At 69.4% G+C, this 12,713-nt stretch carries 10 protein-coding genes; 8 read left to right on the top strand and 2 right to left on the bottom strand.

What is annotated here, in order from left to right:
- Positions 1-280 precede the first annotated feature (280 nt).
- Both ABFX50_RS13195 and ABFX50_RS51315 read left to right on the top strand, forming a co-directional pair.
- Positions 281-757 carry a TadE family type IV pilus minor pilin gene (locus tag ABFX50_RS13195; RefSeq protein WP_346146223.1) on the top strand — a complete coding sequence of 159 codons (477 nt, stop codon included), beginning with the start codon at positions 281-283 and terminating at the stop codon, positions 755-757.
- A gap of 85 nt (positions 758-842) precedes the next feature.
- A complete protein-coding gene (locus tag ABFX50_RS51315; protein WP_379504918.1) occupies positions 843-1,328 on the top strand; it encodes an Rv3654c family TadE-like protein in 486 nt (161 codons plus the stop codon).
- Positions 1,329-1,542: 214 nt separating this feature from the next.
- Here the strand turns inward: ABFX50_RS51315 and ABFX50_RS13190 are convergent, their stop codons facing one another.
- Positions 1,543-2,226, bottom strand: coding sequence for a GAP family protein (locus tag ABFX50_RS13190; protein ID WP_183652290.1), 684 nt, complete (start codon positions 2,224-2,226; stop codon positions 1,543-1,545).
- A 154-nt stretch (positions 2,227-2,380) separates the two neighbouring features.
- Between ABFX50_RS13190 and ABFX50_RS13185 the strand changes: the two genes are divergently transcribed.
- Together ABFX50_RS13185 and ABFX50_RS13180 are read left to right on the top strand one after the other, a co-directional pair.
- Positions 2,381-3,223, top strand: coding sequence for a TIGR02569 family protein (locus ABFX50_RS13185; protein ID WP_346146220.1), 843 nt, complete (start codon positions 2,381-2,383; stop codon positions 3,221-3,223).
- 479 nt (positions 3,224-3,702) lie between these two features.
- Positions 3,703-5,340 (top strand): hypothetical protein, encoded by a 1,638-nt coding sequence (locus tag ABFX50_RS13180; protein ID WP_346146218.1) that lies wholly within the window; start codon positions 3,703-3,705, stop codon positions 5,338-5,340.
- 346 nt (positions 5,341-5,686) lie between these two features.
- Here the strand turns inward: ABFX50_RS13180 and ABFX50_RS13175 are convergent, their stop codons facing one another.
- Positions 5,687-7,972: a DEAD/DEAH box helicase gene (locus tag ABFX50_RS13175; RefSeq protein WP_379504916.1), complete on the bottom strand. Its 2,286-nt coding sequence runs from the start codon at positions 7,970-7,972 to the stop codon at positions 5,687-5,689.
- A 398-nt stretch (positions 7,973-8,370) separates the two neighbouring features.
- On the opposite strand from ABFX50_RS13175, the gene ABFX50_RS13170 reads away from it, so the two are divergent.
- The 4 genes from ABFX50_RS13170 (at position 8,371) to ABFX50_RS13155 (ending at position 12,665) form a co-directional block, all read left to right on the top strand.
- Positions 8,371-8,721 (top strand): STAS domain-containing protein, encoded by a 351-nt coding sequence (locus ABFX50_RS13170; protein ID WP_183652283.1) that lies wholly within the window; start codon positions 8,371-8,373, stop codon positions 8,719-8,721.
- 2 nt (positions 8,722-8,723) lie between these two features.
- Positions 8,724-9,152, top strand: coding sequence for an ATP-binding protein (locus ABFX50_RS13165; protein WP_183652280.1), 429 nt, complete (start codon positions 8,724-8,726; stop codon positions 9,150-9,152).
- A gap of 446 nt (positions 9,153-9,598) precedes the next feature.
- Entirely contained in the window at positions 9,599-11,908 is a 2,310-nt protein-coding gene (locus tag ABFX50_RS13160; RefSeq protein WP_183652277.1) for a sodium-translocating pyrophosphatase, read from the top strand.
- Positions 11,909-12,197: 289 nt separating this feature from the next.
- Positions 12,198-12,665: a SixA phosphatase family protein gene (locus ABFX50_RS13155; protein ID WP_346126969.1), complete on the top strand. Its 468-nt coding sequence runs from the start codon at positions 12,198-12,200 to the stop codon at positions 12,663-12,665.
- The last annotated feature ends 48 nt before the right edge of the window (positions 12,666-12,713 follow it).

Raw genomic sequence — 12,713 nt, 5'->3', positions numbered from 1 at the left:
AGTCAATCCGCAGCCGGCCTCCGAGCCCAAGTCCGATTCCCGAGACCCACAGTCCGACTCGGAGGCCCCACCGCACCCAGTTCCATAGCTGAAGCCAGATTCACAGCTCGGCCTCCGAGCCCACAGCTCGGCCTCCGAGCCCACAGCTCGGCCTCCGAGCCCACAGCTCGGCCTCCGAGCCCACAGCTCGGCCTCCGAGCCCACAGCTCGGCTCGGGGACTTCTGCTTATGCGCAGCCCTGAGACGACGCGTCCCCTATGACGAAACGGCGCATGATCACATGTCACTTCCGCAGCAAGCCTCAACGCCACGCTCGCCGGCGCGCCCATGCCTCAAGGGGACGCGGGCTTCGAGAGGCTCGGTCACGGCAGAGACCGCCGCCGTGCTGCCCGCCCTCATGGTCGTACTCGCTGCGGCTCTGTGGGCGGTCACGGTGGTCAACGCGCATCTGCGGTGTGTGGACGCCGCACGCGCAGGCGCCCGGGCCGCCGCCCGAGGCGAACCCATCGCCAAGGTCCAAGAGCTCGCCAGAACGGTTGCCCCACCAGGCGCCCAAGTGGACATCAGGCGAGGAGCAGACATGACCCGCGTCCAGGTGACCACTCACATCAAGCCCTCATGGGCCTCCGCCCTGCCACCCATCGAAGTCAAAGCCGCAGCCAGCTCCGCCACCGAACCCGGCACTCTCGAGCCCCCAGGCGCCTCCTCGCCCCTCGACCTCGATACAGCCCAACCCGCAACGCCCCACAGCCACTAGCACCACCTCCCACAGCCATGCCGCCGTATCGACCCCGCAAGACAGGGCGCCATGCACGCCGCGACGCCATGCACGCCGCGACGCCATGCACACGGCGAGACAGAGCGCCAGGCCCCCACAAGATGCGACGCCACGCATCCCACGCGAAAGTTGGACATCGATGAACCAGAAGGCCCACCCTCAGCAGGGCCCCATGGCAGCGGACAGAGGTTCGGCCACGCTCTGGTGCGTGGCACTCTCGGGATTGCTGCTCGCGGTCGCGACGACCTTCGCGATCGTCGGAGCGGCACGAGTCGCGCATCACCGTGCGCAGAGTGCCGCGGACCTCAGTGTCCTCGTCGCCGCCCGATGGGCCCTCGCCGCTCCAACAGAGGCGTGCGCACGGGCATCCCGTCTGGCGGCTGAGAACGGTGCCCAACTCGTCCGCTGCACCCTCACCGATGCCGTGGCTGACCTCACGGTCTCTGTCGGCCTCTCACTCCCCGCCCTCGGCGATCGAGTGGTTCTCGCCCGCGCCCGAGCAGGACCGGCCAACGGCAACCCAGATGTTCCACGAGAGCCAGTGCCGTAGTGAGTCCTCTCGGAGGCGTGGCGTTCGACGGGTTGCCGAGAGCGAAAGTCTTGCTGAGCTTCACCCATCCGACGTAGAAGCTCGGTCACTTATGCCGGATGGAGAAGCTGGGCCACTGACATGGCGCGGCCACTCATATCGGGTGGAGAGGCTCGTCATTTCGGGGAGAAGCTCCCATTCGCGTGGGGTGGAGAAGTTCGGCTGTGGGTGTCGTTCACAGGAAGAACAGGTAGGCCGCGGCATCGCGGGCCAGGAGGAAGCCGACGATCCCCAGCGCCCAGCTCACAGCCGATGCCGAGTGCTTGCTCATCCACGCCCGCAGCCGTTCCAGCTTCGGCTCCAGCCAGCCTCTGGCGACGGTTCGCAGGCCGAGCAGTACGAGGGGAGGCATGATCATGATGGCGACATAGGCCGCGAGCAGAGGGAGCCACTGCGCCGTGGACAGGTTCGACGTGGTCATGATGCCGATCGCGGCGAGATAGGGAACCATCGTCGCGACCTCGAGCAGCCCGGCGGTCAGCCCCAGCAGGACCATCACTCGCGGACCGCCCAGGCGAGGCTCGAAACGTCGCTCTGGCTTGCCGAGCTTCTGTCTCCGCTTGGGGTCGAAGCGGAAGCTCAGCGCGAACAGCCCCACGCCGAGCGCGAGTTGGACCCAGTAGGCGGTACGGCTCTGCAGGAGCTCACCGAAGTTCTCCATCAGCGTGGACAACCCCAGCATGAGCGCGACACCGACGAGGAAATAGAAGATCGCCACGGTCGCGAGATAGATGAGGAACCGGGACACCTGCGACCGCTCGGAGGAGAGCAGGAGGTAGATGGGGATTCCGAGGGTGCCGAAGCTCGTGCTGTCGACCACCGCGAGGGCGGCGAGGGTGAGCAGCAAGCCGATTGTCATGATTCAAGCCTGCTGGTGGGGAACAGACCCTGCCTCCTTCCGGGGGCCCAACCCGGCGTACATCTTTGTGCGCACCTGGGCGAGCCCAGCGGATCTCAGCGGCCGGGACGGCACCGCCGCGCGGGTGTCGTGAGGTGGGTGGAAATGAGGTGCGGTGGGTCTGACGGGTGAGCAGGATGGCGGCGTGAATGGGGAGTTCCCGCCTCAGTCCGTGCTCGACGCCTTCGGCGTCGCAGGTACACCCGTGCCGCTTCCGGGTGGGGAGGGACGGAGCGTTCGGGTGGGCGGGGCTGTGTTCAAGCCTGTGGACGACCCTGAGGAAGCCGAATGGTGCGCGAGCGTCATGGCCGGGTTTCAAGGGGGCGGGGTGCGGGTGCCGCGCCCGCTACGGTCCGAGCTGGGTGGCTTTGTGGTGGACGGCTGGGCGGCCGCCGAGTTCGTCGAGGGAAGGCCCGGTCCTGGCGGGCGGTGGCCGGAGTTGTTCGCGGCTTCCAAGGGCTTTCATGAGGCCCTCGGCGGGGTCGAGAGGCCGAGGTTCCTGGAGCGGCGTACGCATCCGTGGGCGGTGGCAGACCAGGTGGCGTGGGGTGCGGCGACGGTGGTCGAACCGACGCCCGGACTGCGTGGGTTGTTGGACAGGTTGATCGCGCTGAGACGTCCGCTGCACGCACGATCTCAGGTGATCCACGGGGATCTTGCGGGCAACGTGCTGTTCGCGGATGGCGTCGACCCTGTGGTGATCGATTTCTCGCCCTACTGGCGGCCCCCGGCGTACGGCGAGGCGGTCGCGGTGGTGGACGGGCTGCTGTGGTGGGAGGCGGGGCGGGAGGTCGTCGAACTGGCCGGCCGAGGAGACGATTTCGCGCAGCTGCTCGTGCGTGCGCTCGTCTTCAGGTCGGTCACGTTGGACGAGCTCTGCCGGCGGGAGGGGCGGGAGATACCCACGGCGGAGGCGGAACGGTTCGCCGCGGTGGCCGACCTGATCGCGCAGTTGTGAGCCCGTTGCCACACCACGCGACGGCTGGAGGCGTTGAGGCGCCAAGGGGGTGGGGTGTCGAGACGGGCGGCTCAGGAAAGAGCCGTACGACGGGCTCGGCGCCGCGCTGCCGGCGTCGCGCTGACGGTCGACGAGGCTCGTTCGGGGCTGGGAAGGGGCGCCGGCGGCACTGTTCGATGGTCGCCGGCGCGAGGGATGGTGTGGCGTCCATGGGGCTTGTGGGGCTAGGTCGCAATCGAGTCACGACTTCTTGGACTGCGTGTCCAAGAGTAGGAAATCTCACATAAGGTCGCGCTTACTTCGGTCCATGCCGTCTGGTGTGGAGGCCTGGGATACTGCTGGCCTTTGTCGCTAGGCTGCACGACACCGTCGAGGTCGACGGGTCGGATTCGAGGAACTGGCACTTCCGGTCGCCGTGCGGTCGCTCGTCGGGGGCGAGGGGTCGGGCGGTGCGAGGCTCTCGATGAAGGGGAAGCGTCGTGACGGCAGTTCGCAGGCTGATGGCCGCAGGCGTGGTGATGCCGATCGTGATCGGGGTCGCGGTGTTCGGCGTGGCGACCCCGGCGCATGCGCGAGCGGATATCGACATGCCGGCGCGGGTGACCACCAACGCGCCGGTCACGATCCAGGGCACGGTCGACTTCGCGTTCGACGCCATTCTCTACGTCGACGGCGCCGAGGTCGCGAAGGGCAACCAGCGCGTCACCTACACGTGGAACCCCGCCGAGCACGCCAACGGCAGCTACCAGGTACGGCTGGTCCAGAAGGGCAAGCTGCTCGGCTCGAAGTGGGACGAGAGCACCTCGACGCTGCGCCAGGCCATCCCCGCGGAGCCGCCTTCGGGCGTGTCGGCCGCGCTGCAGGGTGGCGACAAGATCGTGGTGACGTGGAGCAAGGGTTCGGAGCCCGATCTGCAGTCGTACGAGATCTCGACCAGCCAGTCGGGTTCGGTCGGTCAGGTGTCGGCGGGTAGCGCCTGCTCGGGCGGCTCCTGCAAGGCGACGCTCGCCGTACCGGCCAAGGCGGCGGGGCAGCAGGTCGGTTTCACGGTCAAGGCGTTCAGGAGCGACGGCGAGGGCGGGATGCTCGGCTCGGGCAACTCGGACGTCGCCTACGTGAAGGTCCCCGCTCCGCCTCCCGCGGCCACGCAGCCCAAGGCGGCGCAGAGCAAACAGCCGCAGGGACAGACCGCCGCCACCCAGAAGAAGGTGGAGCCGCTGCCGTCGATCCCGCCGAAGAAGCGGGTCACCCCGACGGTCAAGCCGCCGCAGTCCGCGCCGAAGAGCGTAGGCAAGCTCCCTGCGCTCCCTGAGTCGGCGACGGATGACAACGGCGAGTACCGCCTGCCCAAGGCCAAGCCAGGCACGGACACAGGGGCGGAGTCGGAGACGAAGAAGTCCGACGAGGAGGCGCTCGTTCCCTCGGGCGACGACGGGTCCGGCAAGGACGACACGAAGGGCGACACGGCCGAGGCCGTCGACACCAGCGTCAAGGCGCAGTCGTCGGAGTCGCCGATCGGCGACATCGGGCAGTACGGCATCTACGTCGCGGGCGGACTCCTCCTGCTGCTGCTGGCGGCGCACGGCGGGGCATGGGCCCGCAGGCGCGCGCTCGCCACAGCGGGCGGCACGGCAGGGCCCTCCACGCCCTCCCCGCAGGAAGCGCCGCAGCCTGGCGACAGCATCCCGCCCACGGCCGCCGCGCCTCGCCGTCCCGCCGTCGTGCTGGCCGTCGCGAAGACGCGCAAGCCCCAGCCCCAGCCCCCGTCTCAGCCGCACGTCCCCGAGCAGGCCGCCCCTGAGGCGGCGGGTGTGCGCCTGCCGATGTACATGAGCGCGCAGGAGGTCGCCGAGGCCCCCGTACGGCCGGAGCCGATCAGGCTCGCGCTGCCCAGCTCGGCCGTGACCACGGTGGCGCCCGATCCCGGTCCCGCGCCCGTACGGCCGGCGGCGGTCAGGATCGAGGACCGCTGGGACGACTACCTGCCACCCGCGCCGCGCTCCATGGAGGACAGCGGGTTCTGGGAGCGTCCGCAGCCGGGCGCGGGCGACTTCTGGGCCTCCGACGATGACGACGCCGCCTACGTGGGACGGCGGCACCTGGGCGGCGAGAGCTGACGCTCTCCCCTCCAGCGGCCCGAGGGGAGGGCACGCCCACCTCCCACGGCGCGGCGAGCGGTCTCCTCCGGCGAGCCTGACGGGCCAGAGGGGACGGCGCCGCCTGACACAGCGAGAGCCGGCCTCCGCCGGGCAGCCCGCCGGAACGCCGAGAAGACGCCGGAACGCCGGGAAGGCGGCAGGGAAGGTGGAAGTGGGAGTGCTGGGCCTCCAAGAGCGTGAAACCCGGAGGGCCGGGACCCCTGCAGGGGAGCGGGACCCCGAGAACGTTGGCTCCGGAGGGTCGGGGAAGCCAAGGAACCCCGGTGGGCCGGGGTTTCGCGGGCCGGGGGCGGAGGGCGCGGTTCTAGGCGACGCGTACTGGGGCGAGGAGGGTGTCGAGGAGGCGGATGGCGCCTGCCTTGTCGAGGGGCTCGTTGCCGTTGCCGCACTTGGGTGACTGGATGCACGAAGGGCAGCCGCGCTCGCACTCGCACGACGCGATGGCCTCCCTGGTGGCGGTGAGCCAGTCCGTGGCGCGTGCGTAGCCGCGCTCGGCGAACCCGGCCCCGCCCTCGTGCCCGTCGTAGACGAAGACCGTCAGCAGCCCCGTGTCGGCGTGGAGCTCGGTGGAGACGCCGCCGATGTCCCAGCGGTCGCAGGTGGCGAACAGGGGGAGCAGGCCGATCGAGGCGTGCTCGGCGGCGTGCGCGGCCCCGCCCAGGTCGATGCCGTCCTCGGCCAGGGCGGCCACCTCCGAGGCCGGCAGCGTCCACCAGACCGCGCGGGTGCGCAGTGTGCGCGGGGGCAGGTCGAGGGGCTCGTCGCCGAGCATCTCCCCGGTCTGGACGCGACGCTTGAGGTAGGAGACGACCTGGCGCGTGACCTCGACCTCGCCGAAGGTGAGGCAGGCCGTACCGAGTTGGTGGGAACGGATCGAGGACAGCACGGAGATCTCCGTGACATCCCTGGCGAAAGTGCTGTAGTCGGGCTCGGAGGCGGAGACGAGAGCGACGCCCGCCTCCAGGTCGAGCAGCTCGACGAGGAAGGTCTCGCCCTGGTGCAGGTAGACGGCGCCGGTGTGGACGGTGGTGTGCGCGGACGGCTCGTCGACCGTGCCGAGCAGGCGTCCCGTGGCCGACTCGACGACCTGGACGGGCGCGCCTCCCGAGCCGCGGATGTCGGCCAGGTCGGTGGCGCGCTCGCGGCGGGTCCAGAAGTAGCCGGTAGGACGGCGGCGCAGCATGCCCTGCTCGACGAGGTCGTCGGCGAGCGCCTGGGCGGTGGGGCCGAACAGGGGCAGGTCGTCGTCGGCGAGCGGGATCTCGGCGGCGGCCGCGCAGAGGTGCGGGCCCAGGACGTAGGGGTTGTCGGGGTCGAGCACGATCGCCTCCACCGGCCGCCCGAACAGCGCCTCCGGATGGTGGACGAGGTAGGTGTCGAGGGGATCGTCGCGGGCTACGAGGACGGCGAGGGCGTCCTTGCCCGAACGGCCCGCCCTGCCCGCCTGCTGCCACAGGGAGGCCCTGGTGCCCGGCCATCCGGCGATGAGGACGGCGTCGAGGCCGGAGACGTCGACGCCGAGTTCCAGGGCGTTGGTGGTGGCCAGGCCGAGCAGTTCGCCGCTGCGCAGCGACCTCTCCAGGCCCCTGCGGTCCTCGGAGAGGTATCCGGCCCGGTAGGCGGCCACCCTGCTGGGGAGGTCGGCCAGGGCGACGGACCCGCTAGAACCTCTTGGAAGATCGGGAGCCTCGAGGTCATCCGGTGATTCCAGCGAGGGCGGGCGGGTGGTCAGCGTCTCGGAGGGGACGAGTGGTTCCTCGGTGGCGGGCGTCTCCGGGCGGGGCGAGGGGAGGGTCTCCGAAGGCGGCATCGGGTTCGACCGGGAGTCGAGGTGAGGGAAGTGGCGGGGCAGGCCGAAGGCGACCTCCTCCAGCTTGGCCCGCGCCGTCAGCGCCACTGTCTCCGCGCCCCGCCTGGACCGGACGAACGCCAGCGTGCGCACCTCTGCCAGCACCAGGTCAGCCAGCAGATCCGCCGTCTCAGCGGTGGCCGCGCGCCGCACAGGAGCCCCGCCCTCGCCCCGCAGATCCGTGAGGGGAGGCTCCCAAAGCGCGAAGGTGGTTGAACCCTTGGGAGAGGCGTCCGAGGTCACCTCGTCCATCTCAAGCCCGGTCAGCCGCGTGCCGAACGCCGCGGGCTCGCTGGCGGTGGCCGAGGCGAGGACGAAGACCGGCGCTGCGCCGTACCGCGAGCAGATCCTGCGCAGCCGCCGCAGGATCTGGGCGACGTGGGAGCCGAAGACCCCGCGGTAGCCGTGGCACTCGTCCACGACCACGATCCGCAGCCGCCTGAAGAACGACGACCAGCGCGCGTGCTGGGGGAGCAGGGCGCGGTGCAGCATGTCGGGGTTGGTCAGGACGTAGTTGGCCTGCTGCCGCACCCAGGCACGCTCCTCGAAGGGCGTGTCGCCGTCGAAGGTGGCCGCCCGCACCTGCGTGATGCGCAGCTCACGCAGTCCGCGCAGCTGGTCGGCGGCCAGCGCCTTGGTCGGCGTGAGATAGAGGACGGTGCCGCCCTCGAGGGCGGAGGTGACGGCGGGAACGAGGTAGGCGAGCGACTTCCCCGACGCCGTGCCTGTGGAAATGATCACGTTTCGGCCACGTCTGGCCAGTTCTGCCGCTTCGTATTGGTGCGACCACAGTCCGGAGATTCCTCGGTTCGCCAAGCGCGTAATCAGAAGCTCGCTGACCCAGTCCGGCCATCGCACTTGACCCGCCTGACGTGCGGGAACATGCTCCACGTGGGTCACGCGCTCGTGGCGTGCGGGAACGCCGAGCAGGTGCTGGAGGAGTGGACCGACTCGGTGCGGGGAGGAAGCGGAGGAACTCACTGGTTTCCAGTCTGACATCCATGGGCAAAGTGGCCGGGAATCGTGATTTCGTATAGACACAAGCAGCGACCGTGGTTGAATGCCGCGCGTCGGGGTCGGGCAGTTCCAGACTGCCAGGCTCGCAAGGGTACTTTCGCAGGCGAGGCGCTGGAGGATCTGTGGATCTGAAGTTGGATCACCACCAGGACGATCGACTCACCATCGTTGAGGTCGAGGGTGAGATTGATGTCTACACCGCGCCTAGGTTGCGTGAGCTTCTGATCGACCTGGTCAACAAGGGTAGCTACCACCTTCTCGTCAACATGGAGAAGGTCGACTTCCTCGACTCGACCGGTCTGGGCGTACTGGTCGGCGGGCTCAAGAGGGTCCGCGCGCACGACGGCTCTCTTGAGCTGGTGTGCACGCAGGAGCGCATTCTGAAGATCTTCCGGATCACCGGACTGACCAAGGTCTTCGGGATCTACGCTTCGGTCGACGAGGCCAAGGAAGCTCACGGCCGAGACAAGTAGTCATGGCTACCGTCGAGCTGACGTTCAGCGCTCTCCCCGCGCACGTGCGCACGGCGCGGCTGGTCGCCACGGCGATCGCGCGGCGCACCGGCGTGGAGGAGTCGCTCCTGGACGAGGTCAGGCTCGCAGTCGGTGAGGCTTGCTCCCGGGCGGTCGAGGCGCATCGCGCCCACTGCCCGGGGGAGCCGATCCGCATCGAGCTCAAGGACGATTCGGGGCGGTTCGAGGTCACGGTCAGCGACCTGGCTCCGAGTGACGAGATCAAACAGGAACAGCCCCTCGATCTGGGGGCGCTGTCCGACTCCTTCATGTCGGGCTTCGGAATAGCGGTGATCGCCGGCCTGGCCGACGACGTCGAGGTGTTCCCCAGCCCCAAGGGCATGCGCATCCGCATGAGCTGGCCGGCCGCTCCCAACGGCCACGTCATCTAGCCGCTCCCGCGGGTCCACCCACCATCACGTACGGCAAGCGCACCCGGCCCCACCCGATGCGCTGGGCCGGCGTCCCTCCAGGGAGACGCCCCTCCAGCGCGCGGGGCCGGGCGCCGTCACGCGCGAGACGATTGGATCGATCCGGAGTTTCGGTCCATCAATAAATCGCACAAGGCGATGCCCGAAACTTAGGGGAAATACTTCCCTGTCAATACCAAATCGGCCCACTGTCAGGGACTTAGTGGACACGCCGATAATTGCCCACCCTCAGAGCCTTCATATCCGCGGAACCCCTGCGTAGACTCCCGGCACCGGCCAAGGTGATCCGGCACAACAGCGGGACTCAACCGGAAGCGGCAGCCCATAACCCGGACGCCGCTGGCACCGCCCGCCGAACATCGCAGCGCCGTCCGGGCAGGACGTACCCGTCTTGCCGAGGAGAACGGATGTCTAGGCTCTATCTGGCCGCCGAGCCAGCCTCTGCGCTGTCCCTGAGCGGAAGCAATCTCACCATCGTGGTCGTGGTCGCGGCCGTGGCCCTCATCGCGCTGGCCGTGGCCGGTGGTCTCGTGCGCGAGGTCCTTGCCGCCGACCAGGGCACCGAACGCATGCAGAACATCGCGCGCGCCGTACAGGAAGGCGCGGCGGCTTATCTCACCCGTCAATTCAGGACTCTCGCGATATTCGTGATCCTGATCCCCATCGTGCTGTGGTTCCTTCCGGGAACGACCGATGTGAAGATCGGGCGTTCTCTCTTCTTCGTCGTCGGCGCGGGATTCTCGGCGCTGACCGGTTTCATGGGCATGTGGCTTGCCGTACGCGGAAATGTCCGCGTGGCCGCCGCGGCCCGCACATCAGGTGAGAAGAAGGCGATGCGCATCGCCTTCCGCACCGGTGGTGTGGCAGGCATGTTCACCGTCGGCCTCGGCCTGCTGGGCGCGGCGGTCGTCGTCCTGCTCTACCAGGGCGACGCGCCGGGCGTGCTCGAGGGCTTCGGCTTCGGCGCGGCTCTGCTCGCGATGTTCATGCGAGTGGGTGGCGGCATCTTCACCAAGGCCGCCGACGTCGGCGCCGACCTGGTCGGAAAGGTCGAGCAGGGCATCCCGGAGGACGACCCGCGCAACCCCGCCACCATCGCCGACAACGTGGGCGACAACGTCGGCGACTGCGCCGGCATGGCGGCCGACCTGTTCGAGTCCTACGCGGTCATGCTGGTGGCCAGCCTCATCCTGGGCAAGGTCGCCTTCGGCGAGCAGGGGCTCATCTTCCCGCTCATCGTCCCCATGATCGGTGTCCTCACCGCCATCATCGGCATCTTCATCACCGGCCTGCGCGACAAGGACCGCAACGGCATGGCGGCCATCAACCGCAGCTTCTTCATCTCGGCCGCGATCTCCGCGGTCCTGGTGGCGGGCGCGGCGTTCTGGTACCTGCCCGCCACCTTCGGCGAGCTGTCGGGCGCGGTCGTGCAGTCCGACGCCAACCCGCGGGTCATCGCGATCGGGGCGGTGCTGATCGGCCTGGTGCTGGCCAGCGCGATCCAGATCCTCACCGGCTATTTCACCGAGACCACCAGGCGCCCGGTGAAGGAGATCGGCGAGAGCTCTCTCACCGGCCCCGCGACCGTCATCCTGGCCGGCATCAGCGTCGGCCTCGAGTCGGCGGTCTACTCGGCGCTGATCATCGGTGGCGCGGTCTACGGCGCGTTCCTGCTCGGCTTCGGCAACGTGACGATCGCGCTGTTCGCGGTCGCGCTGGCGGGCACCGGCCTGCTGACCACCGTCGGTGTCATCGTCTCCATGGACACCTTCGGCCCGGTCTCCGACAACGCGCAGGGCATCGCGGAGATGTCAGGCGACGTCGACGGCGAGGGCGCCAGGGTTCTGACGAGCCTCGACGCGGTCGGCAACACCACCAAGGCCATCACCAAGGGCATCGCGATCGCCACGGCCGTGCTGGCGGCGACCGCGCTGTTCGGCGCCTTCCGCACCTCGGTCGAGGCCGAACTGGCGGCGGCCAGCCAGTCGGTGAAGGACGCGCTGGGCGCGTTCAGCACCTTCAACCTGGGCGTCGACCAGCCGAACGTGCTCGTCGGCCTGATCATCGGCGCCGCGGTGGTGTTCCTGTTCTCCGGCCTGGCGATCATGGCGGTCGGCAGGGCGGCCATGCGCGTGGTGTTCGAGGTCCGCGACCAGTTCCGCAAGAACCCGGGCATCATGGACGGCACCGTCAAGCCCGAGTACGGCCGCGTGGTCGACATCTGCACCCGCGACTCGCTGCGCGAGCTGGCCACTCCAGGTCTGCTCGCGGTCATGACGCCGATCGCGGTCGGGTTCGCGCTGGGATACGCGCCGCTGGGCGCCTTCCTGGCGGGCGCGATCGCCTGCGGCACCCTGATGGCCGTCTTCCTCGCCAACTCCGGTGGCGCGTGGGACAACGCCAAGAAGCTGGTCGAGGACGGCCACCACGGCGGCAAGGGCTCCGAGGCCCACGCCGCCACGGTCATCGGCGACACCGTGGGTGACCCGTTCAAGGACACCGCCGGTCCTGCCATCAACCCGCTGATCAAGGTGATGAACCTGGTCGCGCTGCTCATCGCGCCCGCCGTGGTGGTCTACGCGAGCAACGCCCCGCTCCGCATCGGCATCACCGCCGTCGCGGTGGGCGTCGTGGTCGTCGCGATCGTCATCTCCAAGCGTCGCTCGGTGAGCATCACGCCCGCCGAGGACAGGGAGCACGCGCCGGTCGCACCCTGACCGGTACCCGCACCACGTGACGGCCCGCGCCACCCGGCGCGGGCCGTTCGCGCGCCCGGGGGAATCCGTCGAAGGCCGGGAAGGGTCTCTCAGGGGCCGGCTGGGTGTCGGCTGTCGGAATCGTCGCCCGTGAAGGAGCCCGGCGGGTCCTGATGGGAGACTGGACGGCATGGGAGAGCAGCCTCAAAACTCCGGCGCCAAGACGCTGGTGATCATCTTGGTGGCCATGCTGGCGATCCTCGGGCTGATCGCCGGACTGGCCATCTGGGCGTCGAGCGGAGGCTGAGCGATGCGCACGCTGATCGTGCTGCGGCACGCCAAAGCCGCCCACGTCCCCGGCCTCGCCGACAAGGAGCGTCCTCTCACCGACAGGGGAGAGCGCGACGCCGTCCGCGTGGGCGAGGAGATCAAGGCGCTCGGGCTCGCTCCCGAGCTGGTCCTGTGCTCGCCGGCGCGACGCACCACCAGGACGGCCGAGCTGGCCTTCCCCACCGTGGAGACCAGCTACGAGCGCGACATCTACGAGGCCTACCCCGAAGAGCTCTACGAGCTGGTCCGCAGGCTCGACCCCGACGTGGAGACGCTGGTGCTGTGCGGGCACAACCCGGGTGTGCAGGAGCTGGCGCTCAGCCTGGTGGGCGGCGAGCTGTCCTTCCGTCCTGGCGCGTTCGCGGTGGTGGAGGTCGACTCTCCCTGGGTAGACCTCTGGCCAGGGGAGGGCCGCCTGGTCACGCACTGGGATCCCAAAGGAGCGTAGGAGCTCGGGCGGAGAGAGCGAGGGACGAAGCCAACGTAGCCCGAGCGG

The organism is Nonomuraea recticatena, from assembly GCF_039533245.1.
Classification (GTDB): Bacteria; Actinomycetota; Actinomycetes; order Streptosporangiales; family Streptosporangiaceae; genus Nonomuraea; species Nonomuraea roseola.
This window is presented reverse-complemented; position numbering and strand designations above follow the sequence as displayed.

What these genes read in the sequence shown, in the direction of transcription:
- ABFX50_RS13165 (WP_183652280.1), top strand. Translation starts at nt 8,724, where the DNA reads ATGGCTACCGTCGAGCTGACGTTCAGCGCTCTCCCCGCGCACGTGCGC.
- ABFX50_RS51315 (WP_379504918.1), top strand. Translation starts at nt 843, where the DNA reads ATGCACACGGCGAGACAGAGCGCCAGGCCCCCACAAGATGCGACGCCA.
- ABFX50_RS13160 (WP_183652277.1), top strand. Translation starts at nt 9,599, where the DNA reads ATGTCTAGGCTCTATCTGGCCGCCGAGCCAGCCTCTGCGCTGTCCCTG.
- ABFX50_RS13155 (WP_346126969.1), top strand. Translation starts at nt 12,198, where the DNA reads ATGCGCACGCTGATCGTGCTGCGGCACGCCAAAGCCGCCCACGTCCCC.
- ABFX50_RS13190 (WP_183652290.1), bottom strand. Translation starts at nt 2,226, where the DNA reads ATGACAATCGGCTTGCTGCTCACCCTCGCCGCCCTCGCGGTGGTCGAC.
- ABFX50_RS13195 (WP_346146223.1), top strand. Translation starts at nt 281, where the DNA reads ATGTCACTTCCGCAGCAAGCCTCAACGCCACGCTCGCCGGCGCGCCCA.